The organism is Streptomyces sp. NPDC059989, from assembly GCF_042736975.1.
GTDB lineage: Bacteria > Actinomycetota > Actinomycetes > Streptomycetales > Streptomycetaceae > Streptomyces.
In genome coordinates, this window is the sequence record NZ_JBHWUO010000027.1 from 1 (window position 1) to 26,135 (window position 26,135).

26 protein-coding genes are annotated in these 26,135 nt (G+C 71.3%); 8 read left to right on the forward strand and 18 right to left on the reverse strand.

The genetic code is table 11. From position 1 onward, the window contains the following. Window positions 1-164: 164 nt before the first annotated feature. A complete protein-coding gene (locus ACFWBN_RS23665; RefSeq protein ID WP_385178895.1) occupies window positions 165-1,676 on the reverse strand; it encodes a YfcC family protein in 1,512 nt (503 codons plus the stop codon). 125 nt (window positions 1,677-1,801) lie between these two features. Between ACFWBN_RS23665 and ACFWBN_RS23670 the strand changes: the two genes are divergently transcribed. Beyond that, on the forward strand, window positions 1,802-2,221 hold the full coding sequence (locus tag ACFWBN_RS23670; RefSeq protein WP_385178896.1) for a DoxX family protein: 420 nt from the start codon (window positions 1,802-1,804) through the stop codon (window positions 2,219-2,221). Between the two features lie 127 nt (window positions 2,222-2,348). Here ACFWBN_RS23670 and ACFWBN_RS23675 read toward each other — a convergent pair whose 3' ends face one another. Next, complete coding sequence (locus tag ACFWBN_RS23675) at window positions 2,349-3,011, reverse strand: response regulator transcription factor (protein WP_385178897.1); 663 nt, start codon at window positions 3,009-3,011, stop codon at window positions 2,349-2,351. 562 nt (window positions 3,012-3,573) lie between these two features. Between ACFWBN_RS23675 and ACFWBN_RS23680 the strand changes: the two genes are divergently transcribed. Both ACFWBN_RS23680 and ACFWBN_RS23685 read left to right on the forward strand, forming a co-directional pair. Then, window positions 3,574-3,906 carry a winged helix-turn-helix transcriptional regulator gene (locus ACFWBN_RS23680; protein ID WP_385178898.1) on the forward strand — a complete coding sequence of 111 codons (333 nt, stop codon included), beginning with the start codon at window positions 3,574-3,576 and terminating at the stop codon, window positions 3,904-3,906. Between the two features lie 296 nt (window positions 3,907-4,202). Then, window positions 4,203-6,134 (forward strand): multicopper oxidase family protein, encoded by a 1,932-nt coding sequence (locus ACFWBN_RS23685; protein WP_385178899.1) that lies wholly within the window; start codon window positions 4,203-4,205, stop codon window positions 6,132-6,134. 73 nt (window positions 6,135-6,207) lie between these two features. On the opposite strand, the gene ACFWBN_RS23690 is transcribed toward ACFWBN_RS23685, so the two are convergent. The 3 genes from ACFWBN_RS23690 to ACFWBN_RS23700 are packed head-to-tail and all read right to left on the reverse strand — an operon-like array spanning window position 6,208 to window position 8,845. After that, window positions 6,208-7,311: an NAD(P)/FAD-dependent oxidoreductase gene (locus ACFWBN_RS23690; protein WP_385178900.1), complete on the reverse strand. Its 1,104-nt coding sequence runs from the start codon at window positions 7,309-7,311 to the stop codon at window positions 6,208-6,210. 47 nt (window positions 7,312-7,358) lie between these two features. Next, on the reverse strand, window positions 7,359-8,447 hold the full coding sequence (locus tag ACFWBN_RS23695; protein WP_385178901.1) for a questin oxidase family protein: 1,089 nt from the start codon (window positions 8,445-8,447) through the stop codon (window positions 7,359-7,361). Next, a complete protein-coding gene (locus ACFWBN_RS23700; RefSeq protein WP_385178902.1) occupies window positions 8,444-8,845 on the reverse strand; it encodes a hypothetical protein in 402 nt (133 codons plus the stop codon). Before ACFWBN_RS23700 ends, ACFWBN_RS23695 begins: the two co-directional genes overlap by 4 nt. 217 nt (window positions 8,846-9,062) lie before the next feature. Between ACFWBN_RS23700 and ACFWBN_RS23705 the strand changes: the two genes are divergently transcribed. Genes ACFWBN_RS23705 through ACFWBN_RS23715 form a run of 3 tightly spaced genes read left to right on the forward strand, consistent with a single transcriptional unit; the run spans window position 9,063 to window position 11,621 of the window. Beyond that, the gene (locus tag ACFWBN_RS23705) at window positions 9,063-9,827 is read left to right on the forward strand and encodes an SDR family NAD(P)-dependent oxidoreductase (RefSeq protein WP_385178903.1); all 765 of its coding nucleotides are present in this window, start codon (window positions 9,063-9,065) and stop codon (window positions 9,825-9,827) included. A gap of 25 nt (window positions 9,828-9,852) precedes the next feature. Beyond that, complete coding sequence (locus ACFWBN_RS23710; RefSeq protein WP_385178904.1) at window positions 9,853-11,427, forward strand: acyl-CoA carboxylase subunit beta; 1,575 nt, start codon at window positions 9,853-9,855, stop codon at window positions 11,425-11,427. After that, the gene (locus ACFWBN_RS23715; protein WP_385178905.1) at window positions 11,424-11,621 is read left to right on the forward strand and encodes an acyl-CoA carboxylase subunit epsilon; all 198 of its coding nucleotides are present in this window, start codon (window positions 11,424-11,426) and stop codon (window positions 11,619-11,621) included. The genes ACFWBN_RS23710 and ACFWBN_RS23715 overlap by 4 nt, the downstream gene beginning before the upstream one ends. 69 nt (window positions 11,622-11,690) lie before the next feature. Here ACFWBN_RS23715 and ACFWBN_RS23720 read toward each other — a convergent pair whose 3' ends face one another. Genes ACFWBN_RS23720 through ACFWBN_RS23765 form a run of 10 tightly spaced genes read right to left on the reverse strand, consistent with a single transcriptional unit; the run spans window position 11,691 to window position 21,414 of the window. Beyond that, window positions 11,691-12,431, reverse strand: coding sequence for a DUF427 domain-containing protein (locus ACFWBN_RS23720; RefSeq protein ID WP_385178906.1), 741 nt, complete (start codon window positions 12,429-12,431; stop codon window positions 11,691-11,693). Window positions 12,432-12,472: 41 nt separating this feature from the next. Continuing rightward, window positions 12,473-13,351, reverse strand: coding sequence for an alpha/beta hydrolase (locus ACFWBN_RS23725; RefSeq protein ID WP_385178907.1), 879 nt, complete (start codon window positions 13,349-13,351; stop codon window positions 12,473-12,475). Further along, window positions 13,348-14,805: an FAD-dependent monooxygenase gene (locus ACFWBN_RS23730; protein ID WP_385178997.1), complete on the reverse strand. Its 1,458-nt coding sequence runs from the start codon at window positions 14,803-14,805 to the stop codon at window positions 13,348-13,350. Before ACFWBN_RS23730 ends, ACFWBN_RS23725 begins: the two co-directional genes overlap by 4 nt. A 50-nt stretch (window positions 14,806-14,855) precedes the next feature. Further along, window positions 14,856-16,442: an FAD-dependent monooxygenase gene (locus ACFWBN_RS23735; protein WP_385178908.1), complete on the reverse strand. Its 1,587-nt coding sequence runs from the start codon at window positions 16,440-16,442 to the stop codon at window positions 14,856-14,858. 2 nt (window positions 16,443-16,444) lie between these two features. After that, window positions 16,445-17,398 (reverse strand): aromatase/cyclase, encoded by a 954-nt coding sequence (locus ACFWBN_RS23740; RefSeq protein ID WP_385178909.1) that lies wholly within the window; start codon window positions 17,396-17,398, stop codon window positions 16,445-16,447. Between the two features lie 46 nt (window positions 17,399-17,444). Continuing rightward, on the reverse strand, window positions 17,445-18,230 hold the full coding sequence (gene fabG / locus ACFWBN_RS23745) for a 3-oxoacyl-ACP reductase FabG (protein WP_385178910.1): 786 nt from the start codon (window positions 18,228-18,230) through the stop codon (window positions 17,445-17,447). 45 nt (window positions 18,231-18,275) lie between these two features. Beyond that, window positions 18,276-18,536 carry an acyl carrier protein gene (locus tag ACFWBN_RS23750; protein WP_385178911.1) on the reverse strand — a complete coding sequence of 87 codons (261 nt, stop codon included), beginning with the start codon at window positions 18,534-18,536 and terminating at the stop codon, window positions 18,276-18,278. A gap of 54 nt (window positions 18,537-18,590) precedes the next feature. Continuing rightward, window positions 18,591-19,817, reverse strand: coding sequence for a ketosynthase chain-length factor (locus tag ACFWBN_RS23755; RefSeq protein ID WP_385178912.1), 1,227 nt, complete (start codon window positions 19,815-19,817; stop codon window positions 18,591-18,593). Continuing rightward, window positions 19,814-21,088, reverse strand: coding sequence for a beta-ketoacyl-[acyl-carrier-protein] synthase family protein (locus ACFWBN_RS23760; protein WP_385178913.1), 1,275 nt, complete (start codon window positions 21,086-21,088; stop codon window positions 19,814-19,816). Before ACFWBN_RS23760 ends, ACFWBN_RS23755 begins: the two co-directional genes overlap by 4 nt. After that, on the reverse strand, window positions 21,085-21,414 hold the full coding sequence (locus tag ACFWBN_RS23765) for a TcmI family type II polyketide cyclase (protein WP_385178914.1): 330 nt from the start codon (window positions 21,412-21,414) through the stop codon (window positions 21,085-21,087). The genes ACFWBN_RS23760 and ACFWBN_RS23765 overlap by 4 nt, the downstream gene beginning before the upstream one ends. A 627-nt stretch (window positions 21,415-22,041) precedes the next feature. Between ACFWBN_RS23765 and ACFWBN_RS23770 the strand changes: the two genes are divergently transcribed. Together ACFWBN_RS23770 and ACFWBN_RS23775 are read left to right on the forward strand one after the other, a co-directional pair. Beyond that, window positions 22,042-22,632, forward strand: a complete 591-nt coding sequence (locus ACFWBN_RS23770) for a hypothetical protein (RefSeq protein WP_385178915.1) — start codon at window positions 22,042-22,044, stop codon at window positions 22,630-22,632. Between the two features lie 46 nt (window positions 22,633-22,678). After that, entirely contained in the window at window positions 22,679-23,455 is a 777-nt protein-coding gene (locus tag ACFWBN_RS23775) for a hypothetical protein (protein ID WP_385178916.1), read from the forward strand. Window positions 23,456-23,466: 11 nt separating this feature from the next. Here the strand turns inward: ACFWBN_RS23775 and ACFWBN_RS23780 are convergent, their stop codons facing one another. From ACFWBN_RS23780 to ACFWBN_RS23790, 3 genes are all read right to left on the reverse strand, one after another. Next, window positions 23,467-24,654: an MAB_1171c family putative transporter gene (locus tag ACFWBN_RS23780; protein WP_385178917.1), complete on the reverse strand. Its 1,188-nt coding sequence runs from the start codon at window positions 24,652-24,654 to the stop codon at window positions 23,467-23,469. Then, window positions 24,651-25,208: a toxin-antitoxin system, toxin component gene (locus ACFWBN_RS23785; protein WP_385178918.1), complete on the reverse strand. Its 558-nt coding sequence runs from the start codon at window positions 25,206-25,208 to the stop codon at window positions 24,651-24,653. Before ACFWBN_RS23785 ends, ACFWBN_RS23780 begins: the two co-directional genes overlap by 4 nt. 64 nt (window positions 25,209-25,272) lie before the next feature. Next, window positions 25,273-25,941: a helix-turn-helix domain-containing protein gene (locus ACFWBN_RS23790; RefSeq protein ID WP_385178919.1), complete on the reverse strand. Its 669-nt coding sequence runs from the start codon at window positions 25,939-25,941 to the stop codon at window positions 25,273-25,275. Between the last annotated feature and the right edge of the window lie 194 nt (window positions 25,942-26,135).

Sequence of the window (26,135 nt, forward strand, 5' to 3'; positions counted from 1 at the left end):
TACTTGCGTGGTCCGACAACGCGGCGAGGTGCCGTGCCTGGGGGTACCTCCCAGCGGTAGCTGGGGGAGCGCCGCGACCCGGTGAACCTTTCCGGCCACAGCACTAGGGGCGGTGTCCCGCCCGGTGCGGGCCTGAGGCGGGAACGGCTGGGGGCGCGGGCGCCTCACATGGCCGCGCCCAGGGCCAGGAAGCCGCAGAGCAGTGCGAAGAGGATGGCCAACAGGGGCCAGACGAAGCGCAGGTACTTGTCGTAGCCGACCTTGGCCAGGGCGACGCCGCCGACCACCACGGCCGTCGTGGGGACCCAGAGGTTCATCCAGCCGCTCGCCGACTGCCAGGCCGTGACCACCAGCGCGCGGGAGACGCCGGCGAAGTCGGCGAGCGGGGCCAGGATCGGCATGGCGAGGGTGGCGTGGCCGGAGGTGGAGGGGATCAGGAAGGCCAGCGGGAGGTTGACCACGAAGACCATCACCGCGAAGGCCGCGGACGAGGTGCCCTCGACCACGCCCTCGATGGAGTGCAGGACGGTGTCGGTGATCTTCGAGTTGTTCATGATGACCGTGACCCCGCGCGCCAGCATGATCACCAGGGCCGGCGAGATGAAGTCGGCGGCGCCCTGGATGATCGTGGAGCTGAGCTTCGCCTCTCCCATCCGTGCCACCAGACCCACCAGCACCGCCGCGCACATGAACAGCGCCGAGAGCTGCGGGAAGGACCAGTCCAGCTCCCAGGAGTACGGGGTCGCGTCCGCCTCGCCGGTGAGGGCGCCGGACCAGGGGACCACCGAGAAGATCATGAAGGCGAAGACCAGGACGAGCAGGACCAGCACCGTCTTGTGCAGGCGGGACAGCTCCGGCTCCTCCTGCTCGGCTCCCGTCGCCCTCTGCTCGCGGTCGCCCGGCAGGAACCCGCACAGGGACTTGGCCGGGTCCTTCTGTACGCGCCTGGCGTACCGGACGACGTAGAGGATGGTGACGGCCGTCAGCACCGCCCACATCACGAAGCGGAGCACGATGCCGTCGCCCAGCGAGATGTCGGCGGCCGAGGAGGCCACGCCCGTCGCGAACGGGTTCACGGTGGAGCACAGCACGCCGATGCCCGCGCCCAGGATCGAGGCGCCGACGGCGACGAGCCGGTCGTAGCCGAGGGCCAGCATCATCGGCACCAGCAGGCCGTAGAAGCCGAGGGTCTCCTCGGCGAAGCCCTCCACCGTGCCGAGGACGGAGAAGACCAGCATCACGGCGGCGATCAGCAGCGCGCCGCGGTCGCGCAGCCGGTGGGCGAGGCGGGCGATGCCGCGGTCGAGGGCGCCGGTGGCGAAGACGACCGTGATGAAGGCGCCGATGGCGAGGACGAAGAGGAAGACGCCCGCGCTGCCGTAGAGGTCGCCGGCGAAGCTCGGGCCCACCTCGCCGGTCTTCGCGTCCTGGATTCCGTAGAGGCCGTTGACGGGGGAGAGGAAGAGGTCGTTCAGGCGCTCGGTGAAGCTCTGGGTGTCGTGGACGCGGTGGTAGGTGCCGGAGACGGGGGAGCCGCTTTCGTTGCGGTCGTACCGGCCGGCCGGGACGAGGAAGGCCAGCAGCCAGACCGCGACGGTGACGAGGGCCAGGATGGTCAGCGCGCTCGGGAAGGTGAACTTCTTGGCGGGCGCCTCGTACGGGTCCTGGGGCTCCATGGTCCGATCATGGGGCGGGGGAGAGGCGGGCGCCGTGGCGGGATGGGCCGGACGGGTGAATCATGGGAAGGGGAGCACCGGGCCCTCACCGGGCCCGGCATGTGTGATGTTCCAGGGAGGTCACGATGGACGTCCTCGTGCTGATCGGCCGCCTGCTGTTCATCGGCCTCTTCGTCGCCTCCGCCACGGCGCACCTGACCAAGACCCAGCAGATGGCGGGGTACACGGCGTCCCGCGGGGTGCCCATGCCCGTCGTGGCCACGGTCGTCAGCGGTGTGGTCATGCTGGCGGGTGCCGTGAGCGTGGCGGTCGGACTGTGGGCCGACCTCGGGGTCCTGGCACTCGCGGCCTTCTGCTTCTCCGCCGCCGTGCTGATGCACGCCTTCTGGAAGGAGAGCGACCCGCAGGCGCGGATGATGGAGCAGACGCAGTTCTTCAAGGACATCGGGCTCGGCGGCGCGGCCCTGGTGATGTTCGCCTTCTTCGCCTACGCGGGCCACGACCTGGGCCTCATGGTCACCGGCCCCGCCCTCTCGATCAGCTGACGCGCAGACAGGCTCGCCTGACGCGCAGACAGGCTCGCCTGACGCGGAGGCCGGCTCGCCGCGCCGGAACTAACCGTCCGGAGCCTGTGGGAGCCGCCCGCCGAGGGCGGCTCCCGGCCGGTTCCGGTCAGGCGTGGCCGATGCGGAAGCCGACGCCGCGGACGGTGAGGATCCAGGCGCTGCCGCCGAGCTTGCTCCGGAGGCTGCTCACGTGGGTGTCGACGGTACGCCGGGACCAGGAGTCCCCCCACACCTCGTGCATGATCTGCCGCCGCGGGACGACGGAGTCCGGCTGGGAGGCGAGGAGCAAGAGGAGGTCGAATTCCTTTCGGGTCAGGTCGATGCGCTGGCCTCCCAGCTCCACTTCGCGTGAACCGGTGTCGATGGTGAGCGGCCCGTGCGAGATACCGCGGACGGAATTCGCCGTCGCCGGCGGCGCCGCCGGCCGCGCGCGCCGCATCACCGCTTCCATACGGGCCAGCAATTCGCGGAATCCGTACGGCTTGACGACGTAGTCGTCGACCCCGGCCTGGAATCCCAGCACGCGGTCCAGTTCCGAACCCCGGGCCGTCACCGCGATGATCGGTACGTCGCAGCCCGACCGGATGATCCGGCAGACCTCCAGGCCGTCCAGGTCGGGCAGTTCGAGATCCAGCAGCACCATGTCGACGTTCCGGTACTGCGCCAGTGCCTCCGTACTCGTCTTGGCGTTGTCGACGGTGTGGCCATTGCGCCGCAGCCCCCGAGTCAGGGCCTCCCTGTCGCCGATGTCGTTCTCGACGACCAGCACTCGGTACGCCGTCGAAGAATTAGGCAGGCGATCGGATCGACTCGGAATGCCGGGTGTATCGATGGTGCCCCTGATCATTGCGCTCCCCCGTTCTTGATCACTGCGCGCTCCCCCTCGCACTGTTCTCGCGTCAACCGAGCCCACGATCGGGCGAATCAAGAATGCGATCGCCCTGGGACCTCGCGGTCGGCGAACCAGTCGAGTCCTCACGATGGACTGCGTTTCCGGGCGGCGGCGGGTCACGTTCGACAAACGGATCGACAGCACGAGTCGTGGTCGGAAATAGGCCGTTGGAGCGACTGATCCGTTGGTGAACGAGCCGCAGGCAAGGGGTTGGAGTTTCGGCGGTGAAGCCCCGCCCTCACTGTGCCCGTGGCTCAGAGGCTAGACCAGGTCTCTTCTGGAAACAAGGGTTCCATGTGAGACCTGGGTGGGTAGGCTGCTCAACATGCCTACCGACAAAGCCACTTCATCCACCCCCTCACCTGACGGTTCGTCCGGAGACCCGTTCAGCGCCGGTTGTGAGCCACGTGTCCTGCTTCACACTGCGGGGGACAAGTGGGTGATCCTCGTCGTGAACATGTTGGGCGACGGAGACGCCCGCTTCTCCGAACTGCAGCGGACCGTTGGCGGAGTCAGCCGCAAGATGCTCACCCAGACGCTGCGCACCCTTGAGCGCGACGGCCTGGTGGCCCGCACGGTATACGCCAACACCCCGCCCCGCGTGGTCTATTCGCTCACTCCGCTCGGCCGGACGCTGCTGGTGCCGCTGCGGGCCGTACGGGCCTGGTGCGAGCAGTACGTCGGCGACGTGAGCTCCGCCCAGGCCGCCTTCGACGCGCGCGGGCGGGACCAGCTCGCCGTTCCCGGAACCGCGGTGATGGCCGCCGGCTGATCCGCCGCTCCGGTCCGTCCGGCCGGAACGGTGAATTTCGGGTGACGTCGGCGTCAGGTTATCCGGCCCCAGTGTCAGGGGAGTTGCAACCGGAGTACCCGACCTGCCCGTCACAGCCGCCACCCGCGCACCATCGGGGTGGCGTTCACCTGCCCGGACCGGGACGCCGATCCGGGCGGAACGCCCTGTTCAGCGGGGCAGCGGAGCGCAGGGGACGAACTTTGTCCGCTGCGCTTTCGCCATGCCAGTCTGCCGCGACATCAGTCACGCGCAGCAGACATGACGGGGGTCAGGGCATGGTGGAAGACATTCGAGGGGACCGGGGCCCGGGGGTCACCCGCAGGGTGGTGACGGCCGGAGCCTTCTTCGGGGCGCTGGCCCTGGGCACGGGCATCGGCCGCACGCCGACGGGCGCCGCCGCATCCCCCGCAGGTGTGGCCGAGGCCCCCGACGCCGCACCGGCCGGCCCGAACTGGGGCCTCACCAAGTTCCTCGACCCGCTGCGCATACCCTCGGTGATCCGGGCGGCCGGCAGCCTCACCGAGGCCAAGATCAACCTGACCGGCGCCCAGGTGCAGCTGCACTCCCAGCTGCCGCCGACGACCGTCTGGGCCTACAACGGCCAGTACCCGGGCCCGACCATCGACGTCCCCAGCGGCAAGGACCTGCGGGTCAGCTGGACCAACAACATCGCGACCCGCATCCCGCTGGTCGCCGTGCAGGCCCCGGCCCCCGCCAACCCGACGGCGAGCCCCGGCTACCGCGATCCGGGCGGCGCGCTCCGGCCGGGCCACTCCATCATCGAGGGGGTGGCCGATCTCCCCTCCTGGACGGTCACCCACCTGCACGGGGCGCCCAACAACGGCGGCAGCGACGGCTGGCCGCACAACGGCGGGCTGATCGGCACGAGCCAGGTCTCCCAGTACCCGAACCTCCAGCCGTCGGCCGCGCTCTTCTACCACGACCACGCGATGGCGATCACCCGGTACAACGTCCACGCCGGACTGGTCGGCATGTACCTCATCCGCGACGCGGAGGAGAAGGCGCTGGCCCTCCCCACCCGCGAGGTGCCGCTGATCCTCTGCGACCGCAACCTCGACACCGACCCCGCCACCGGCGCGCTCACCGGACAGCTCCTGTTCAAGATCCCCGCCGTGCCGTTCGGCGACCACGTGGTCCCGGCCGGGTTCACCGGCCCGTTCAACACGGTCAACGGGGTGATCTGGCCCTACCTGAACGTCGAGGCCCGGTGGTACCGCTTCCGGCTGCTCAACGCCTCCAACGGGCGCATCTACACCCTCAACGTCGTCGACGAGAACGGCAACGTCCACAACGACGCCATCCGGCTGATCGGCACCGACGCCGGCCTGCTGCCCGCGGCCGCACCGGTCCCGGCCGGCGGCCTGGTCGTCGCCCCCGCCGAACGGTTCGACGTACTGATCGACTTCAGGCAGCTGAAGGGACTCAGGCTCCGCCTCACCGACGCGCGGACGGCCGGCGGGCCCACGGACCCCGACCTGATGCAGTTCCGGGTCGAGGACCGCACCCGGCTGGACAACTACACCGTCCCGGCCGTCCTCTCGCCCTCCTACTACCGGGTCGAGCACGGCAGGACGCTGCCGGAGGACCACGACCACGTATGGGTGGCGCTGGTGATGAACCAGCAGGGCCACCCGGAGATGTGGGACCTCGAGGAGCTCGCGAGCGACCCCGGCGGGCCGGGCATCATCCAGATCACCGATCCGGAGACCGGGGCCACCCGGACCTTCCGCAAGCTCGGCGCCCTCTTCGACGACACGGTCGGGATCTACATCAACCACAACCGCTGGGCCGTGTGGAACTTCATCCACGTGGGCCCCATCGGACCGGTGCACCCGATGCACATCCATCTCACCCGCTTCCAGGCCATGTTCCGGCGCAACTTCACCACCACCTACGACATCCCCACCGCCCGGACCACGGCCCCGATCACCGGGTTCACCGACGTCCCGCTGGAGAAGTACGAGGAGGGCTGGAAGGACACCGTCCTCGTCAACCGGGGCCAGTGGGTGGCCGTCGCCGGCAAGTTCGACGGCGGCACCGGGCAGTTCGTCTACCACTGCCACACCCTGGACCACGAGGACGACGGCATGATGCGGCCGTTCGTGGTCCACCCGGCCGAAGTCGCCCGGTTCCACGCCCACAGCGGCCCGGGCCACCACGAGCACGGCGCCGCGGCGAAGGGCTGAGACAGGCGTGTGGGGTTGTCCGTACGCACGGACCGCGCGACGGACAACCCCGCTCACCGTACGGCTCCTTCGCTCAGCCCTGGTCGGCGGCCGGCCGGACCACGCCCAGCAGCTCCTCGTAGAACGTGGTCCGCAGGTCGGCGCTCTTGGCGCGGGAGACCATCTCCGCACCCAGCACCCCGCGCTCCGGTATGAAGCCGGCGCCGCCGTTCGGCCCGAGCGACAGGGCGATCATGGGGCCGCCGGCCCGGTAGGTCTCCAGCTCCGTCTCGCCCGCGATCAGCTTGCGGATGTTGTTCGCGATCACGACCGCGTGGTCCTCGGCGGCCTTGGCCTTCTTGGCCTCGGGGATCGAGGTGACGTCCCCTAGCGCGAACACCCGCTCCTGACCGGGCAGCTGCAGGGTGTCCCGCACCTCGACCAGCCCGCCGGACTGCCGGTTGGCGGCCAGGCCGGCGCCCAGGCAGTCGGTGGCAGGGGCCGCGCCGAAGCAGCGGAACCAGATGTCGGCCGTCACCTCGGCGCCGGTCGTCAGCTTCGCCGTGAACGTCTTGGCCCGGCCGGGCTCGGCCGGCGGCTCCTCCACCAGCGAGGCACCGAGGACGATCTCCACCCCCAGCTCCTCCAGCTGGCGCCGCACCTCGGCGCGCAGCTCGTCGGGGAAGTCCCCCACGATGACGTCCGAAGCGGGATCGACGATCGTGATCCTCTTCTCCGGCCACGCCGCCCGGATCTCGCCCGCGAACTCCAGCCCCACCGGGCCCGCGCCCAGCAGCAGCACCGAATCGGCGGCCTGGAGGGCGGTACGGGTCTCGGCCAGCCTGGCCTTCGCCCCGGCGGCGTCGTCGATGTCGAACTTGGCGGGGAAGGGGTAGGTCGAGCCGGTGGCCAGGACCACGAAATCGGCCTCGATCCGCTCGCCCGTGGACAGGGTGACGGAGCCGGGCTCCACCCGCTCGGCGCGGGCGTGCACGATCCGCCCGCGCGACAGCAGACCGTCGTAGGACAGGAACAGGCGCTCGCTCCACGCGGGATCGACCACTCCGCGCAGGGCGGCGACGTTGTGCACGAAGGAGTCCTTCTGCTCCACCAGGATCACCTCCGCCACCTCGTCCAGGGTCTTGGCCACGGTGGTACCGCCGTATCCGCCACCGACGACGACAACAGTCGAACTCATGATTCCTCCAGCTAAAGGGGTGATGACGCGGCGACGGCGAAAGCCGTCTACCGGGGGTCGATGCGCGACAGCGCCGCGAAGGCCGCCGCGGGGAAGCGCCGGTCGGGCCGGAGCATGTGCTCGCGCAGGCACGCCTCGGTGAACTTGATGACGTGCTCGTCGCCGTGCTCGACGGCGCGCGCGCTCAGCTCGTCGAAGGAGGGCAGATCGCTGTCCGTGGCCGCCGCGATCGCCTCCTGCTCGCCCCTGCGGTCCCGGGTGAAGGCCAGCAGGAAGGCGGTGTGGACCTGCCACAGGGCCGCGACGGAGGGTTCGTGCAGCTCGACGGGAAGATGGGGGAGGACCAGGCGGACGGCCGCGGGGGCGGTGACCGCGTGGACCATGGGCACGGCGTAGATCTCGTCGTGGGCCAGGTAGACGCCCGCGAACTCCGCGGTCATCTCGCTCAGCAGCCACTGGGCCTCGTTCGGCGCGACCGCGTCCAGCGCCTCGAAGTAGCCGGGCATCGCGTCGAGCCGGGTGAACCGCCCGCGCGCGACGGCGGGCGTCACCGCCTCCTCGCCGCGGAGCCGGGGCAGGGCGGCGACGGCGCCGGCGATGTCGTGGCCGCCCCGCAGCCGGGGCTCGCCCGGCAGGCGGGTGTAGCGCGCGGCCCAGTACGCCAAGGCCCGTGCCAATTCGGTGAGTTGCCGCGAGCTGGGCTCCCGGGAGGCCGCGATGCTCCGGACGGCGTGTGCCGTACGGATCGCCCCGTGGGTCAGCCCCGCGAGCAGCCCCGGCAGCAGCTCCGGCCACCAGCGGGCCAGCACCGTACGCCACGGGGCCTCGGCAAGCTCCCGTACGAAGAGCCGCTCCCAGTCGCCCGCGCGCTCGAAGGCGCCGAGCGCCGGCCGCCACGAGGACTCGTCGGAGGCGTCGAGCGCGAACCGGGCGGCGGGGGGCTCGTGGTGGGGCATCGCGGTGCGGTAGCCCTCGACCCAGGCGGCCACCTTGTCCGCGTGCCCGAGGACGGCCAGGGTCTCGGCACCCATCGGCCCGTGGTTGGCCAGGTCGCCCTGGGCGCCGCGCTCGTACCCCAGGTCGTCGAGGCGTTCGAGGGCCTCGTTGACGGCGTCCTCGTAGCCGATCTTCGTCATGCGCGACCGTCCTCCCGCCTGGCGGACACGTCCGCCGTCACGGACGCCAGCCGGGTGCCGCTCACGGCCCAGATCACGGAAGCCCCCGAGCTGGTGAACGCCGGCCCCGACAAGGCCGCGTCCTGCTCGATGTCCACCCAGCCGGGCAGCCCCGGCTTGTCGTCGAAGACCTCCTTGACCCGGTAGCTGAACCGCGCCCCGTCCTGGTCCGACCGGGTCCAGGTGCCCTCGCCCGTGCTCACGGAGGTGGCGAGGCGGACCGATCCGTCCGGCTCGAAGGTCAGCTGCACCTCGGCCGTCTTGTCTCCGTAGACCACACTCGCCGACCAGGAACCGATCGGGGAATTCCGGCCAGTTGTCTCATTCAGCGCTTCGGATGAAGCCGTGTTGTGTTCCATGACTTCGAAGCTAGCCGCAGCCGGATACCTCTCGACAGCGGCGGATCGCGGAACTGACGGAGATCTGACATTGCCGTGACATTCGCCGGAGGAAGAGCCGGTCCGTCATTCGAAACATGACCGAACCCTGGAATCTCCGGCCTTGAACGGCCCTTCTCGGCCACCCACCATGAGACGGAAAGAGACCGGAAGAATTCATCGGGGGAAAGGCCGAGCGATGAGCAGGCTAGCGAACAAAACGGCGCTCGTCACCGGAGCGAGCCGCGGTATAGGGCGGGCGATCGCCGAACGGCTGGGCCGCGAAGGCGCACTCGTCGCCGTGCATTACGCGCACGACAGGGAAGCCGCCGAGAATACGGTGAAGGCCATCACCGCCGGCGGTGGCAGGGCATTCACCCTGCGCGCCGAATTCGGTGTTCCCGGAGATGTCGACACGCTCTTCGAGCAGCTCCGCACCGGGCTGGAGACCCTCTGCGGCACGGGCGAGCTGGACATTCTGGTGAACAACGCGGGAATCAACACCACCGGGGCGAGCCCCGAGGAAACCACTCCCGAATTGTTCGACCGGCTCATGGCCGTGAACGCGAAAGCGCCCTTCTTCATCGTGCAGCGCGCACTGCCGATCCTCCGGGACGGCGGCCGGATCATCGGCATCTCGTCCGGCCTCACCCGTTTCGCGAATCCGAGGGAAGTGGCCTACGCCATGACCAAGGGCGCCGTGGAGATGATCGGGCTGCACTTCGCCCGCCACCTGGGCCCGCGCCGGATCACCGTCAACACCGTGTCGCCCGGCGTCACCGACACCGGCCACGCGTTCCTGGACGTCCCGGAGGTACGGGAGGCCCTGTCCGGCCTGGCCGCCCTCGGCGGCATCGCCCAGCCCTCCGACATCGCCGACGTCGTGGCCTTCCTCGCCTCCGACGACGCGCGCCGGATCACCGGCGCCGTCCTCGACGCCACCGGCGGCTCGCTCCTCGGCTGACACCGCACACCTGAAGGGAACCTGCATGGACACCGTCAAACGCGACCGGCAGCAAGAGCCGCCGATCGGCATCCCCGAACTGGAGGAGCTGCGCCGCACCCTCCTCGAAGGCGATCCGGCCGCCACCGAACGGCAGCGCGCCAAGGGCAAGTTGACCGCGCGTGAACGGATCGACCTGCTCCTCGACGAAGGGTCCTTCAGCGAACTGGAACCGCTGCGGCGGCACCGGGCGAGCGGCTTCAACCTCGAACAGAACCGGCCCCACACCGACGGGGTCGTCACCGGCTGGGGCACCGTCCACGGCCGCACCGTCTTCGTCTACGCCCACGACTTCCGCATCTTCGGCGGGGCGCTCGGCGAGGCCCACGCGCAGAAGATCCACAAGGTGATGGACCACGCCCTCGCCGCCGGCGCGCCGCTCGTGTCGCTGAACGACGGCGCGGGCGCCCGGATCCAGGAGGGCGTCTCGGCGCTGGCCGGCTACGGCGGGATATTCCAGCGCAACACCCGCGCCTCCGGGGTCATCCCGCAGATCAGCGTGATGCTCGGACCCTGCGCGGGCGGGGCGGCGTACTCCCCGGCCCTGACGGACTTCGTGTTCATGGTCCGCGAGACCTCGCAGATGTTCATCACCGGCCCGGACGTGGTGCAGGCCGTGACCGGCGAGAAGATCAGCCAGAACGGGCTGGGCGGCGCCGACGTGCACGCCGAGACCTCGGGCGTCGCGCACTTCGCGTACGACGACGAGCGGACCTGCCTGGAGGAGGTCCGCTACCTGCTGTCCCTGCTGCCGCAGAACAACCGGGAGAACCCGCCCGCCGCCTCGGCCGAGTACCCGCCCGGGCGGAGCTGCGAGGCACTGCGCGACATCGTCCCGGCCGACGGGAACCGCCCGTACGACATGCGCGCCGTCGTGCAGGAGATCGTCGACGACGGCGAGTACCTGGAGGTCCACGAGCGCTGGGCGACGAACATCATCTGCGCCCTCGGCAGGCTCGACGGCGAGGTCGTCGGCCTCGTCGCCAACCAGCCGCAGTCCCTGGCCGGCGTCCTCGACATCAAGGCCTCGGAGAAGGCGGCCCGCTTCATCCAGATGTGCGACGCCTTCAACATCCCGCTCGTCACGCTGCTCGACGTGCCCGGCTTCCTGCCGGGCGTGGACCAGGAGCACGGCGGCATCATCCGGCACGGCGCCAAGCTGCTCTACGCCTACTGCAACGCCACCGTCCCGCGGATCTCGGTGATCCTGCGCAAGGCGTACGGGGGCGCGTACATCGTCATGGACTCGCAGTCCGTGGGCGCCGACCTCACCTACGCCTGGCCCACCAACGAGATTGCGGTGATGGGGGCCGAAGGCGCCGCGAACGTCATCTTCCGCCGGCAGATCGCGGCCTCCGAGGACCCCGGGGCCACCCGTGCCCGCCTGGTCAAGGAGTACAAGGCCGAGCTGATGCACCCGTACTACGCCGCCGAGCGCGGCCTGGTGGACGACGTCATCGCCCCGGCCGACACGCGCGGCGCCCTCATCCGGGGCCTGGCCATGCTGCGGGCCAAACACGTCGACCTGCCGGCGCGCAAGCACGGCAACCCGCCGCAGTGAGCGGGGACGCGGCGGAGCCCCTGCTGCGCATCGAACGGGGCAGGGCGAACACGGAGGAACTCGCCGCTCTGACAGCGGTCGTGCTCGCCCGGGCGGCTCAGCGGGGGGCCGCCCGGGCCGAGCCCCCACGACGCGCGGACACCGTCCGGTGGCGGGCGCCCCGGTTCACCGGTGCCCGCAGCTGGACGGACTGACCGGGACGTGGACACGACGGAGGGCCGCATTCGGCGAATGCGGCCCTCCGCGCGTGGCTCAGGAGAAGATCAGCGGCGCTTCGGATCCACCTGGAGCACGCCGTCCACGTAGATGTCCACCTTGTAGAAGGCGATGAGGCCGGCGGCCTTCTGGCTCTCGGGCAGCGGCGTCGGGTACGACCACGCCAGATCGGTGTGGAGCCGGTCGCCGGCCCGGATCGACCAGTACCGCGCGGTGCCCTTGTACGGGCAGCGGGTGACGGTGTCGGACCGTTCGAGCAGGTCCATCCGGACATGGGTCTGCGGCACGTAGTAGCGCGTCGGAAGGCCGGTCTCGAAGAGCAGGCGCGCGTTGCGGGTCTCGGCGATCGTGACGCCGTCGATGTCCACGCGTATGTGGCGCGAGCTGGGCAGTACGTCGATCCGCGTGTGCGGGGACCGGACGTGGACGAATATCTCCTCGTCCTCCTCGAACCAGGAGTCCATGGCCTCCCACTCGAAGCGGAAGTGCCCCCGCAACTCCTCGACCGGGGAGGCTTCGTAGTGCTGCGCGGCGCCCCGCGCCGCGGCCGGGCCGACCTTGACGGTGAACACCTCCGCGTCGCCGCGCTCGGGCGAGTGCGCGGTCTCCCCGTCCGCGACCAGCAGGTCCCGGTCGACGTCACCGGCCGGGAAGTAGTACGTCGGGTAGTAAGGGTTCTCCCACACCAGCAGCGGCCGGCTGCTGTCGGCCACCGGACGGCCACCCAGGTACACCCTGACCCGCTTCGCACTGGGCTCGACCCGGACGCCGTTCTGAGCGGTTGTCATATCCGTTCCAGTCCCCTCGTTTTGTACGATCCGACCAAGGCTCAACCGTACGTGACGCCCTGTTGGAGCAGACAGTCCTCGAAGAAGCCGAGGCAGCGCAGGTGGTAGGAGCGGGCCGCGTAGCCCAGGCTGATGTTGTGGCCCGCCATCGGCTGGCGCTCGATGCACAGCCGCGGCGCGGCACTGAGCCGCGACCGCAGCTCCGCCAGCGCCTCCGCGTCGTGCCGCCACCACTCCTCGTGCTCCGCGAAGGTGAACCGTACGGGCACGCGGACGCGGCCCGCGGCGCCCCGGAACACCTCCGGCCAGCGGACGATGTCCGCCTGCTCCAGGGCCGGGACCGGTGCCACGATCGAACCGCTCGTGGTGAAGGTGCTGGGCGGGTAGAGGCGCAGCGGCCCCCAGCTGCGCCTGCCTCCCCGGGCCGCTTCCGTGCCCGAGAGGGCATCGGGCGCGTACCGGTGGCCGCAGCCGGAGATCTCGACGCCGAGCAGATCGGGCGCGGGGTGGTCGGCGGCGGTGAGCAGCGCGACCTTCCCGCCGAACGAGTGGGCCAGGAGGAACAGGCCCGCCCCGGTGGGGAAGCGGGTGCGGTAGTCGCGCAGGGCGGCGGCCAGGGTGACCGCCTGCCGGGCGAGCGCCTGACCCTCGGGGAGCAGGCCCGCGGACCGTCCGTAGCCCGGCCGGTCGACGGCCAGGACCGTGAACCCGAGCCGCGCCCCCAGGGTGAGCAGGGACAGGTCGGGCAGGGCTTGGCCGTCGAAGTAGCCGGCGCTCATGCCGGCCCCGTGCACCGCGACCACCGTCGCCCGCGGCGCGCAGTCCCGGGGGGCGCAGAGCAGGGCCGACAGCGGTGTGCCGTCGGCGTCCAGGCTGATCCGGCGTACTCCCCGGGACAGGGCCGCGGGCGCGGTGGTCATGCCGCCGGCACCGCGTCGAGGGCGGCCGGCGTGCCGAACCACCGGTGCAGGGCCTCGGCCAGCCCGTCGCAGACGCCGACGGCGGTGGTGTCGGAGCCGGCCCAGGCCACGTACCCGTCGGGCCGTACGAGCAGGGCCGCGGCGCCGCCGAACGTCCCCGGATCCTCCGGTACGGCCACGGTGACGTCGACCCGGCCGGCCCACGCCTCCGCGATCTCCGGCGCGTGTTCGTCGTCGGTGAGGACGAGCAGCACGCCCCGCCCGGCGTGCAGCAGCGCGGTCGTGGTGGTGGGTCCGAACGCCGTCCGCAGACCCCGGGGCGGCAGGCGCCGCCCGGCGAGCGGATGGGCCGGGCCGCCGACGTCGTAGCGGATGTCCAGGCCGCTCACGGTGCCCGAGAGGTGTCGTTTGACCACGTCGTACTCCAGCAGCTCGGTCAGCAGGTTCCGCAGCGGGTCAGCCTCCTCGCCGCCGAGGAACACCGTGCCCTGGGCGCGGGTGTTCATCAGCAGCCGGGCCCCGACCGGGTGCCGTTCCCCGTGGTAGCTGTCCAGCAGCCCCTCGGGCGCCAGGCCCCGGACGGTGGCGGCGAGCTTCCAGCCGAGGTTGGCGGCGTCCTGGACGCCGGTGCTCAGCCCCTGCCCGCCGGCCGGGAGGTGGATGTGCGCCGCGTCGCCGGCCAGCAGGACGCGGCCGCGCCGGTACTCGGTGACCTGGCGGGTGGCGTCGGTGAACGAGCTGACCCACTCGGCGGCGCCGCCGTGGAGGGACTCGCCGGTGATCCGCTGCCAGGCGTCGGCGATCTCCTCGAAGTCCGGGGACTCGCTGCGGGCGCCCGGCGGGGTGCCGTGCTCACAGACGATGACGCGGTCCACGCCCTCCTTCAGCGGGGCCGCCATCACCATGCCGTTCGGCAGCCGTTCGCCGAGGAACCGGGGGCGCAGGTCGCAGCCGACCACGTCGGCGAGGTACATGTCGCGGGTCGCGGGCGTGCCGGGGAAGTCGAAGCCGAGGGCCTTGCGGACGGTGCTGTGGCCCCCGTCGCAGCCCACCAGGTAGGCGGAGCGCAGCTGCCGTACGCCGTCCGGGGTGTTCAGGGTGACGCGTACCCCCTCGTCCCCCTCGTCGGCGATGTCCACCAGGTCCCAGCCCCGGTGGAGGTCCGCGCCCAGCTCGGTGGCCCAGGACTCCAGGACCGCCTCGGTCAGGGACTGGTGGACGCCGCGGGCCCCGAAGTGGGAGTCCTCCAAGGCGGTGTAGTCGAACTGGACCCCGCCGAAGTGGCCGAGGGGGCTCTTCTCCAGCGTGCCGAACCGCGGCAGCAGCCCGCGCTGGTCGAAGATCTCCATGGCGCGGGCCGTGAAGCCGAGACCGCGGGACTGGCCGGTGGGCTCGGCCAGCCGCTCGGTCACGATGACGCCCACGCCGCCGAGGCGCAGTTCGCCCGCCAGCATGAGACCGGTCGGCCCGGCGCCGACGATGATGACGTCCGTGTCCACGGGAATTATCCTCTGCTCGGATTTTCGGATTCATGGCGTGACGCGCCGAACCAACGGCGCAGGACCCGGGAAAGCGGGACGGCCCGCGAGGTCGCGGCCCATACGACGTGGCCGTCCGGGCGGACGAGTACGGCCTCCGCGCCCGGGCCGTCCGGGCCGTCCAGGCCGCCCGGCGCGGCCGGGTCCGTAAGCGCTGCCACCGCCGTGACCCGGTCGGCCCACGGCTCGGCGGTCCGGCCGAGCGCCGCCGTCGGATCGCCGCTCAGGTCCAGCAGCAGACCCCGCCCGGTGCGCAGCAGCTCCGTCGTCGTGGTGGGGCGACCCGGCCCGCCGGGCGCACCGGGCACGGTCAGAGCCAGCTCCGGCAGCCGTGCGCCGAGCCACGGGTGGTCGCCGCCTTCGTCGCCCTCGTCGACCGGGTACCGGATGTCGAGGCCGCTGATCATCCCGGCCAGGCGGGCGCGGTTCTCCTCGGCGGCCACCAGCAAGGTCATCAGCGTCCGCAGCGGCTCCACCTCCGCGTCGCCGAGCAGCAGCAGCGCCTGGGCCCCGATGTTCTCCAGCACCCGCGCCCCCACCGCGTGCCGCTCCGAGTGGTAGGTGTCGAGCAGGCTGTCGGGTGCCAGGCCGCGGACCCGCAGGGCCAGCTTCCAGCCCAGGTTCACCGCGTCCTGGACGCCGAGGTTGAGGGCCTGGCCGCCGATGGGCATCTGCTGGTGGGCCGCGTCGCCGGCGTAGAGCACCCGGCCCTCGCGGTACCGGGCCAGCTGCCGGTTGGCGTCCCCGAAGGAGTTGACCCACAGCGGTCGCCCACCTGCGATGTCCTCGCCGGTGACGCGCTTCCACACGTCGGCGACCTCCGCGAAGTCCGGCTCGCGGGTACGGGAGCGGGCGCTGGTGCCGAACTCGTGCACCATCACCCGGGTGACGCCCTCGGGACCGCGCGCCGCGACGGTCATCCCGCGCTCCAGGCGCTCGAACCGCCGGCCGGGGACCTCGATGCCGGCCACGTCCGCGCGCAGCAGCTCGCGGACCGTGCGCCGGCCGGGGAAGGGGGCCCCGGTCAGCGCACGGACCGTACTGTCCTCGCCGTCGCAGGCGACGAGGTAGGAGGCGCGGATCCGTACGGGACCGCGCGCGGTGTCGGCGGTGACCAGGACCCCCTCGCCGTCCTGGGCCAGCTCCACGACCTCCCAGCCGCGCCGGACGTCCGCGCCGAGCGCGAGCGCCCACTCCTGGAGCAGCTGTTCGGTGCGGAACTGCGGGACCTTCCACTGGCCGGGGTAACGGCCGGGGAGGGTCAGGTCCAACGGGATCCCGCCGAAGTGCCCCCGGCGCTCGTTCGGCGGTTCGCCGAGCGCGTCCCGCAGGCCGCGGCTGTCGAGGATCTCCATCGTGCGGGCGTGGAGGGTGGAGGCGCGCGACTCCGTGGTGGGGGAGGTGCGGCGCTCCAGCACCACCACGTCCGCTCCGCCCAGGCGCAGCTCGCCGGCGAGCATCAGCCCGACGGGTCCCGCGCCCACGACGACGACCTGGGTGTCCGGGCGCTGTCCATCCGGGTGCTGGGTGGTCACGTGCCGGGCGTCGGCCATGGTCAGCGCCGGCCCTCGGCGTAGTCCTTCGCGTGGCCCAGCGTGGCGCGGCTGTTGGTGCTGAGCGCGCTGTGCACGTACTCCCGGGCATCGGCGACGGTCGCGTCCTCGCCCAGGATCCGGGCGATGTTGGCGGTGTTCAGCACCACGGTGTGCTGGGAGGACGCGGCGACACCCTCCGCGTCCTCGGTGAAGGTCCAGTAGCCGGTGTGCAGGGTCATCAGCGCGGGCAGGGTCACCTGCTTGTAGGCGATCCTGTGGTGCGGGAAGGTCACCCGGTACGACTTGGTGGTGTGGGTGGAGCCGTCCTTGGCACGGGTGTCCATCTCCAGGGTCTGCAGGCCCGGCACGTCCTCCGTGAGCCGGATGCTCGCCACGTGCGGCAGCCGCTCGGCCCACAGGTTCGCCTCGTTGACGAAGTCGTAGACGTCCTTGGCGGATCCGTTGATGTGGACGGTGTCCTCGAAGGAGAACGTCAGCTCCTCCGCGCGGTGCGCGGACTCGATGTTGGCCTTCAGAGCGGCGAGTTCGGAGCGCGAATTGCGGTCGACGGCCTCCTCGATCCAGGCGAGGCCCTCCGGATCGTCGTCGATCGCGCGGTAGTCGTGCAGCAGGCGCACCCGCGACTCGGTCTCCGACAGCGGCTCGATCACCCAGGCGCCGCCCATCGAGGCGACCGGGGGAGTGGAGACCTCCTGGCGGAAGTCGATCCGCAGGCCCTCGGGGTCCAGGATCCGGCGCGAAGTCCAGTTCTTGGCCTCGCCGTTGGCGGTGGCCCAGATGCGTATGCGCTCCTCCCCGGTGCCCTTGGCGACGTGGTCGACGTAGATGGTCGGCGGGAAGATGCGCGGCCAGTTCTCCACCTCGGCGATCAGCCGGTACACGGCTGCCGCCGGGGCCGCGATGGTGACGTCGTGCTCGGCCTCGTGCGGCCGGGACCGCTCGGACGCGGACATGCGGTGCTCCTTTCGGGGAACGGGTGGGGATCGCCCGGGCGAGGGCTCAGAAGTTGCCCAGGCCGCCGCAGACGTTCAGGGCCTGCGCGGTGATGGAGGCGGCGGTGTCGGAGGCCAGGTAGCCGACGAGGCCGGCGACCTCCTCCGGGGTGGAGTAGCGGCCGAGCGGGATCTTCGCCTGGAACCTCTCCAGGATGGTGTCCTCGGTGGTGTCGTAGGCGGCGGCGTAGCCCTGCCGGACCCGCTGGGCCATCGGGGTCTCCACGTATCCGGGGCAGACCGCGTTGACGGTGACCCCGGTCGGCGCCAGCTCGTTGCCGAGCGCCTTGGTGAAGCCCACCACGCCGTGCTTGGAGGCCGAGTAGGGGGCGCCGAGGACCACGCCCTGCTTGCCCGCCGTGGAGGCGATGTTGATGATCCGGCCGCGGCTCCTGTGCCGCATGCCGCCCGTGTTGAGCACCTCCCGGGTCAGCCGGAAGACGCTGTTGAGGTTGGTGTCGATCACGTCGTTCCACAGTTCGTCGTCGATGTCGGCGGTGACGCCGCCACCGCTGCGCCCGGCGTTGTTCACCAGCACGTCGATGGGGCCGAACCGGTCGACGGCGGCCCGCACGAAGGCGTGGACCCCTTCGTTGGAGCGGACGTCGACGGCGCTGCCGTCGACGTCGAGCCCCTCCTCGCGCAACTGCTTGACGGTCGAGGCGACGTTCTCGGCGGTACGCGCGCCGATGAACACCCGGTGCTGCCGGTCGGCCAGCAGCCGGGCGACGGCGAGGCCGATCCCGCTGGTGGCCCCGGTGACGAGTGCGACCCGCTGACTCTGCTGCGGCATGTCTGTCTTCTCCAATGAGTGGATGATCGTGCGGGTGACGGCTGATCAGACGGACGTGCTCAGCAGGGAGTTGACGGAATCGATCAGCGACTGCGGCGTGCTCTGCGCGGTCAGCGGGTCGTCGTCGAGCGAGATGCCGTACTCCCGCTCGATCCGGCCGCTGATCTCCAGCAGGGCGAGCGAGTCGTAGCCGAGCGCATCGAACTCCGTGGTGAGCTCGGCCCCGAAGTCGGCGCCCTGGTCGCCGGCGGCGGCGAGCAGGATGGCCGTGAGGTCGTCGAGGGTGAAGGCGGCGGTGGTGGCCATGGCGGATGCCTCTCTGTCGGCAACAACGGTTTCTGTACGGTGGGAAGCCGGTGCTCAGCGGTGCCCGCAGGCGACGTCGCGGACGACCATGGCGGAGTTGAATCCGCCGTGCCCGCGGGCCAGGACCAGGGCCGTGCACACGCTCGCGGCGCGCGGCCGGTCGACGACGAGGTCGAGGTCGTACTCGGCGGCGGGCGCCACGTTGATGGTGGGCGGGATCAGCCCGTCCTCGATGGCCAGGAAGGCCGTCGCCAGATCCAGCGGCGCGGCCCCGGAGTACAGCCGCCCGGTCATGGTCTTGGGCGCGGTGACCGGAACCCCGCGCGGACCGAACACCTGGGTGATCGCCTCGGCCTCGACCCGGTCGAGCTCGCAGATCGCCGCGGCGTCCGCGAAGACCACGTCCACCTCGGCGGGCCGCACCCGCGCGTCGGCCAGCGCCAGCTCGATCGCCCGGCGCAGCCCCGGCACGCGCCCGCGGTCCGGCCTCGGGTCGAAGGTCGCCCCGTAGCCCGCGATCTCCCCGTAGATCCGCGCGCCCCGCTCCAGCGCCGCCTCGTGGGACTCCAGGATGAGGATGGCCCCGCCCTCGCCGGGCACGTGCCCGTTGGCGGCCGGGTCGAAGGGCAGGTACGCCGTCCCCGGATCGGCGCTGGTGCTCAGACGGTCGCCGGCCAGCTGCGCCACCCAGCCCCACGGGCAGATGGAGGCGTCCACCGCCCCGGAGACGATCAGGTTCGTGCCCTTGCGGATCTGCCGGCGCGCCTGCGCCACCGCGTCGAGCCCGCCCGCCTGATCGCTGACCAGGACGCCGCTGGGGCCCTTCATGCCGTTGCGGATCGAGATCTGGCCGCTGTTGACGGCGTAGAACCAGGCGAAGGACTGGTAGGCGCTCACGTACTGGCGCCCCTTGGCCCACAGGTTCTGCAGCTCGCCCTGGCCGAACTCGAACCCGCCCGCCGAACTGGCCGTGATCACGCCCATGTCGAACTCGGGCAGGTCCTCGGGCCGGATGCCCGCGTCGGCGAGCGCCCAGTCCGTGGCCACCAGCGCCAGCCTGGTCATCCGGTCCGTCTGCGGCAGCAGATTCCTCGGCAGGTGGTCCTCGGCCGTGAAATCGGTGATCTGGCCGGCCAGCGTGGCCGGGTACTGGCCCGGCTCGAAGCGGGTGACCCGGCCTATGCCGCTCTTCGCGGCGCGGGTCGCGGCCCAGAACTCCTGCACCCCCAGGCCGTTGGGAGCGGTGATGCCCAGCCCCGAGACCACTGCTTTGACGGTCATGCCGCTGCCTTCCTGTCCGGCCGGGCCAGCACCATGGCGCTCTGGAACCCGCCGAAGCCGCTGCCCACGGTCAGCACGGCGTCGGTGGCGTGCGACCGGGCGGTGAGCGGCACGTAGTCGAGATCGCATTCGGGATCGGGCGTGTGCAGGTTCGCGGTGGGCGGCACGACGTTGTGCTGGAGCGCCAGCACCGACGCCGCGATCTCGATCGACCCGATCGCGCCGAGCGAGTGCCCGACCATCGACTTGATGGAGCTCACCGGGACCCGGTAGGCGTGCTCGCCCAGCTGCTTCTTGAAGGCGGCCGTCTCGTGGCGGTCGTTCTGCTTGGTCCCGGACCCGTGCGCGTTGACGTAGTCGATCTCGTCGCCGTTCATCCGCGCCTCGTCCAGGGCCAGCCGGATCGCCTCGGCCATCTCCGCCCCGTCCGGGCGCAGTCCGGTCATGTGATAGGCGTTGCTGCGGGTGGCGTAGCCCGCGATCTCGGCGTAGATGCGCGCGCCGCGGCGCCTGGCGCTCTCCAGCTCCTCCAGGACGAACACGGCCGCCCCCTCGCCGAGCACGAAGCCGTTGCGGCTCCCGTCGAAGGGCCTGGAAGCCGTGCCCGGGTCGTCGTCGCGGGGCGTGGTCGCCTTGATCGCGTCGAAGCAGGCCATGGTGATCGGGGAGATCGGGGCGTCGGAGGAACCCGCGATCATGATGTCGGCGCTGCCCTCGCGGATCAGCTCCACCGCGTACCCCACGGAGTCGATGCCGGAGGTGCAGCCGGTCGACACCACCGTGCTCGGCCCCTCCGCGCCCACCGTCAGCGCGACCTCGGCCGCGAAGGAGCTGGGGACCATGTAGTTGTACAGGTGCGGTACGGCGTACTCGTGGTCGACCAGGTGCAGCCGGCCCGCGTCGCTGACCGTCCGGTACTCCTCGTCGAGCCCCATCGTGGCGCCGACCGCCGTGCCGATCGTGACGCCGATCCGGTACGGGTCGTAGGCGCCGGGGTCGATCCCGCTGTCGGCGACGGCTCCGCGTGCCGCGACCACGGCGAACTGCGCGGCCCGGTCCATCCGGCGGACCTCCTGCGGTGTCAGCAGGAACTCCTCCGGGTCGAAGTCGATCTCGGCCGCCACCCGGGAGCGGAAGGGGCCGGGGTCGAAGAAGGTGATCCGCCGGGTGGCGGTGCGGCCCTCGCTGATCAGGTCCCAGAAGCTCTTCGTGCCGAGGCCGCCGGGCGCGAGGACCTCCATCCCCGTGATGACGACGCGCCGGCCGGTCATTTGCCCGCCTCCCAGTCGTAGAAGCGGGTGGCCATCGCGTCGGCGGGGGAGCGCCAGGTCGCGGGGTCGTAGGCCTCGATGAAGGGCTTCAGGTCCTCGCTGATCCGGATGAAGCGCGGATCGGTCTTGGCCCGCTCGATGAGGGCGCCGCCGTTGTCCTCGTCGAAGTCCTGGAGGTGGAAGTACAGGCCGCGGTACGAGAACAGCTGCCGGCGGCGGGTGCCCATGAGGTGGGGCATCTCGGTGCCGTCGAACTCGGCGAAGAGCTTGGCGACGTCGGCGCCGGCGGCCAGGTCCATCCTGGCGACGATGAGGGTGCTGTGCATGATGTCGGTGTCCTATCCCTTGATCTCGCAGAGCGTGGATCCGCTGCTGACGGGCCGGCCGATCTCGGCGGTGAGAATGCCTTCTCCCTTGGACTGTGCGTCCCATACTCTGCAATTCGAGAGGGCCGAACAAGACGGGTCCATGCAGGGTTCGGTCAGGTTTTGCAAGGTCGGCTGCGGATTTCTCCCGAGAGGGTCAAATCGACGTCAGGTCGTGTACATAAGGCCAGGTCGGGCGGGGGTTAGGGGGATGGTGGAATTGCGGAGAGCCGGTATTCCGCAAACCGCTGGCGAATTCTGGCGCGACCATTTTCGCGTGGGTTAGCCGTTATCGGTGCCGCGCGGAAAGACGGAAGTCCGGTCCGGTCCGGTCCGGTCCGTTCCGGTGCGGGAAGTCGCGGGATGCGGGATCGGGTTCGAACCGCTCGATGCCGAGGAGCGCCGGCGGGCCCGGGCCGCCTCCCGGAGGTCCCCGCCCGCGTCGCCGCCGGCCGTTCCGGTCGGCCGGTGGCCTGAAGTCACCCCTCCGTCAAGGATCTTGACCTGTCTGCCGCGTATCGAACCCGGGCCGTGATCGTTTCTTCAGCCGTAACCCTCATATGTGCTGCGGAATCGGGAGGACACGCGGTGACCGCTTGGCAGTACTTCGCCGGAGCGGGTCTGGTGGCGGCGCTCTGCCCGCTGCACGGCCACGTGGCGGTCGCGGGCGACGGCCACGGCCGTGGCGCCCGCGTCGACGTGTGCGTTCCGGCCGGGCGGACCGAGCCGCCCGTCCCGGGGCCGCCCGAGGCGCGGCCGGGCGTGCCCTCGGTACGGGTGACCGTGCCCGGGGCCGACCGGCCCACCGTGCACCACCCGGGGCGGCCCCCCGCGCCGGGGCCGGCTCCCGCTCGCGCTCCGGAGCCGCCGGGATCGCCGGGGTCGCCGGACGGTCCGGGGCCTTCGGCGGAGGCCGGGGCCGGGGGGTCGGAGCCACCGGCACCCGGGGCGGCTGCCGGGCCCGGGGCCGGTCCGGAGCCGGCGGACGCACCCGCCCCGCCCCTGCCCAGGGCCGCCGCCGCGCCCGTGTCCGCCTTTCACGTGCGTCCGTACCACTCGGCGGCCTTGGAGCGGCGGGGCCCGGACGGGATGTCCACCATGATGCTCATGGTCGTCGTCACCACCCCGGCCGTCCTCGCCGCAGCCGCCCTGCGCCCCCGTTCCAAGAGCCGCGGCTGACCGCCGCCGGCCCATCCATCCACCGATCCACCACGGGAGAATCCACGTGTCCGAATGGCTGGTCCTGGCCATCGCCATGGTGCTCGTCTGCGCCATCGTCCTCGCCGCCACCGCGATCCGGCACCGCCGGGTCGCGGATGACGAGGACACCAGCGAAACCCCCGATGTCATCGAGTACATGACCATGATGGTGGGCGTGGTCTACGCGATCGTGCTCGGCCTGGCCATCGCCGGCGTCTGGGAGGCGCGCAGCGCCGCCGAGGACAGCGTGCGCCGCGAGGCCCAGTCGCTGTACGAGGTCACCCAGCGCGCCGACGTCTACCCGGCCCCCGTCCGAGACCGGATCCGCGGCGAGGTGAACGCGTACGTCTCCCACACGGTCGCCGTGGACTGGCCGCTGCTGACCTCCGGGGAGGGCGCCTCGGCCGAGGGGGCCCAGCTGCTCGGCAAGCTGCGCAGCGACGTCACCCACCAGAACCCCGGCACCGAACTCCAGGCGCAGGCCTACCAGCCGCTGCTGGACCACATCGCGGCCGCCGACGACGCCCGCCACTCGCGGACCCAGAGCTCGGAGTCCACGCTGCCGGGAGTGGTGTGGTTCGGGCTGCTGGTCGGCGGGGTGGTCACGGTCGGGCTGATCTTCACCCTGCAGATCCGCCGCTCCGGGCGGGAGCTGCTGCTGGCCGGGCTGTTCAGCGCGCTGATCGTGTTCCTGCTGTTCATGGTGTGGAGCTTCGACGCGCCCTACGGACGGGACGGGATCGACTCCGCCGGCCCCTTCCAGGAACTGTTCCCCGCGACGGCCGTCGCCGCCGCGCGCTGATCCAGGGGCGCCTACGCGAGTCCGCTCGCGGACAGCGCCGCCTGCTGCCGGACCGCCTGGACCACCGGCGAATGCCGCAGGGCGTGGGAGATCAGCAGGAGGTCGCGCGGCCCGTCGGGGATCTCGAACACGCTCTCCTCGCCTGCCCCGATGACATCCCCCTCCGGGTCCGCGGAACGGGCCTGCACGGCGGCCGCGACCATGGCGGCGTCGGCGACGGCACGCGCGGTCCCCTCGTCCGCCCCCTCCGCGACGGCGCGCTCGTAGGCGCCGTCGTGGAGGCTCCGGTCGAAGTACGGCCCCAGGTGCAGGAACCCGTCGTGGATGTCCGACTCGCGCTGGATCACCCGCAGCTCGGCCGCGGACCACCAGGACATCCGTACGCCGGGGGTGCAGCTCTGCGTGCACATCCGCACCTCCTGCCAGAGGGCGCCGAGCTTCCGGTACGTCGTCCAGGTCCGCCAGTTGTCCGACAGCCGCTGGCACACGAGGGGGACGACGAAGCCCGTCGCGCTGATCAGCGCGCCCACGGCGGCGAGCGGCGGGGCGACGAAGGTGCTCAGGTCGTCCAGGTCGTGGCCGAGCCAGCGGGCGACGACCGCGGACATCTTGGTGGCGTCGTAGGTGAGGTTGAAGATGTAGCCGGAGACGATGATCATCAGGCCGACCCGCAGCCAGCCGCGCACCTGCAGGGACCAGCGCCAGCACAGCGACACCATCACGACCGCGGCCACGTGGTGCGCCAGCAGGTAGAGGGCGATCATCTGCCCCAGGTAGGGGGTGTTGGCGTAGTAGGTGTCGAAATCGCGCAGCCGCTCGACCGGGGCCTCACCGAGGGCGAACAGCACGATCAGGGCCGCGATGACCGCGCCGTAGCCCAGGATCCAGCGCCGGGAGACGCGGCGGGTCTGCTCCGGCGGGCCGCCCCGCCAGTTGACCATCAGGACCAGGCAGGAGGCGCTGAAGGCGGTGATCAGGCAGTAGACGAGCGGGGCGGAGAAGTTGGTGATCCCGGTCCAGCGGTTGACCGCCTCGATGGTGGGCGGGGCGGCGAAGGTGAACACGGCGGCGGCCAGGGTCAGCAGGGCGCAGACCGAGCGCAGCAGCGGATCGCGCCAGTTGGTGCGCAGCGTCGGCAGCTTGAAGGCCAGGGAGATGGCCAGCGCGATGGCCGGTATGTAGTAGTCCTCGCCGCTCAACGGTCGTTCCTGTGCCCCCGGTAGCCCAGCGATGCCTCGATCCGGCCCGCCAATTCGTCGCGCTGCGCCGGTGCCCGGTGGCCTGCCGAACCGGCCAGCCAGCTCCTGCACCGGGCGCCCAGCAGTAAGCCGAACGTCTCGGCCTCGGTCTCCTCCTGTACGTCGGCGCGCGTGCGCGCGGCGACCCGGCGGACGGTCTCGCCGATGTCGGCCTCGTCGGACAGCAGCCGGGCGGCGACGGCGGCGCCGTCGACGTGGTGGCTGCAGTGGCCGGCCTTCATGTGCCACAGCTCGTGGCCCAGGATCACCAGCTGGTGGTCGGGCGCTGTCCGTTCCTCGACGACCACGAGATCGCGGTCCGCCATGTCGAGCCACAGGCCGCTGGCCGTCCCCGGCGGGAACGAGGCCATGCGGAACTCCACCCGGCGGCCGCGGTGTCTGCTCATGCCCTCGCAGAGGGCGGCGTAGAGGTCCACAGGCTCCACGGGCGCCGTCAGCCGGATCCCGGCCACCAGCTCCCCGCACAACCGCCGCTGCTCTCTGCCTATGCTCACCGTTCTCCCCGTCGGCGCGGATCCGGATCAGGACTCAAGGATCAGACCCAGACTCTCGACTGGGTCAGGATTCGTTCGGTTTGACGCTTTCCAGCAGCATGTCCAGCCATTCGGTCACCTTGTCCCGGTGCTTGTCGCTGGGCAGTTGGGCGGCTCGCCACGCGATGCCCCGTACGCCGTGGTTCTGCAGGAGTCTTGCCAGCGGATCGCCGGCCGAAGCGGCCGCGGCCGGGGCGGTTTCCCTCGCCCGCCCCGCGAAGTCCTGGAGCAGCTGCTGCTCGGTGCGCTGGAGGGCGTCGGTGAGGGCGTCCGCGTCGTGCGCGGTGAGGAAGCCGGCGTGCACCCCGAAGAAGCGCTGGATCGCGTCACAGTGCTCCATGGTGGGGCGGCGGTCGCCATTGATGAGGGCCCCGGCCTGCTGCCGGGACATGCCGGCGCCGTCGGCGATCTCCTGCTGCGTGTAGCGTCGGCCGTTGGGTTTGACCCGGGTGCGCCGGAGCAGGTCCAGGCGCTGCAGGAAGCGGGTCTGGAGGTCCGGTTCGCCGGCCGGCCTGCCGTCGAGCAGGGTTCTGACCACGTCCGCCGGTACGCCGGAGGCCTCGGAGAGGCGCCGCAGATCGAAGACCTGATTCAGGTCGCGGCCCATCTTGCCCGCGAGTTCGGCGACACGCGTGATGGTGGCTGCCAGGGGTGCGTGGGCCACCGCGACGGGAGCCGGGAAGCCGTCTGTCACCAGTGGTTCTCCTAGATCGCGCGAAGTCGGTACGGGCACGTGGTCGGCTTCTGGAATCTATCCGTTCCCGCTCCGAAGGGCTAGAACGTGCCACAGCTGTGGCGGGAATGAGCTGTCAAGAGGCTTGAATTGCCACAATAGTTGACACTCGAATGATGTCGGTAGCAGGATCGCCACACGGAAATGAAGATCCA

Excerpts from the sequence above, each read along its gene's own strand:
- ACFWBN_RS23665 (WP_385178895.1), bottom strand. The coding sequence starts at position 1,676 with ATGGAGCCCCAGGACCCGTACGAGGCGCCCGCCAAGAAGTTCACCTTC.
- ACFWBN_RS23670 (WP_385178896.1), top strand. The coding sequence starts at position 1,802 with ATGGACGTCCTCGTGCTGATCGGCCGCCTGCTGTTCATCGGCCTCTTC.
- ACFWBN_RS23685 (WP_385178899.1), top strand. The coding sequence starts at position 4,203 with ATGGTGGAAGACATTCGAGGGGACCGGGGCCCGGGGGTCACCCGCAGG.
- ACFWBN_RS23690 (WP_385178900.1), bottom strand. The coding sequence starts at position 7,311 with ATGAGTTCGACTGTTGTCGTCGTCGGTGGCGGATACGGCGGTACCACC.
- ACFWBN_RS23695 (WP_385178901.1), bottom strand. The coding sequence starts at position 8,447 with ATGACGAAGATCGGCTACGAGGACGCCGTCAACGAGGCCCTCGAACGC.
- ACFWBN_RS23700 (WP_385178902.1), bottom strand. The coding sequence starts at position 8,845 with ATGGAACACAACACGGCTTCATCCGAAGCGCTGAATGAGACAACTGGC.
- ACFWBN_RS23705 (WP_385178903.1), top strand. The coding sequence starts at position 9,063 with ATGAGCAGGCTAGCGAACAAAACGGCGCTCGTCACCGGAGCGAGCCGC.
- ACFWBN_RS23710 (WP_385178904.1), top strand. The coding sequence starts at position 9,853 with ATGGACACCGTCAAACGCGACCGGCAGCAAGAGCCGCCGATCGGCATC.
- ACFWBN_RS23720 (WP_385178906.1), bottom strand. The coding sequence starts at position 12,431 with ATGACAACCGCTCAGAACGGCGTCCGGGTCGAGCCCAGTGCGAAGCGG.
- ACFWBN_RS23725 (WP_385178907.1), bottom strand. The coding sequence starts at position 13,351 with ATGACCACCGCGCCCGCGGCCCTGTCCCGGGGAGTACGCCGGATCAGC.
- ACFWBN_RS23730 (WP_385178997.1), bottom strand. The coding sequence starts at position 14,805 with ATGCTGGCGGGCGAACTGCGCCTCGGCGGCGTGGGCGTCATCGTGACC.
- ACFWBN_RS23735 (WP_385178908.1), bottom strand. The coding sequence starts at position 16,442 with ATGGCCGACGCCCGGCACGTGACCACCCAGCACCCGGATGGACAGCGC.
- ACFWBN_RS23740 (WP_385178909.1), bottom strand. The coding sequence starts at position 17,398 with ATGTCCGCGTCCGAGCGGTCCCGGCCGCACGAGGCCGAGCACGACGTC.
- fabG (WP_385178910.1), bottom strand. The coding sequence starts at position 18,230 with ATGCCGCAGCAGAGTCAGCGGGTCGCACTCGTCACCGGGGCCACCAGC.
- ACFWBN_RS23750 (WP_385178911.1), bottom strand. The coding sequence starts at position 18,536 with ATGGCCACCACCGCCGCCTTCACCCTCGACGACCTCACGGCCATCCTG.
- ACFWBN_RS23755 (WP_385178912.1), bottom strand. The coding sequence starts at position 19,817 with ATGACCGTCAAAGCAGTGGTCTCGGGGCTGGGCATCACCGCTCCCAAC.
- ACFWBN_RS23760 (WP_385178913.1), bottom strand. The coding sequence starts at position 21,088 with ATGACCGGCCGGCGCGTCGTCATCACGGGGATGGAGGTCCTCGCGCCC.
- ACFWBN_RS23765 (WP_385178914.1), bottom strand. The coding sequence starts at position 21,414 with ATGCACAGCACCCTCATCGTCGCCAGGATGGACCTGGCCGCCGGCGCC.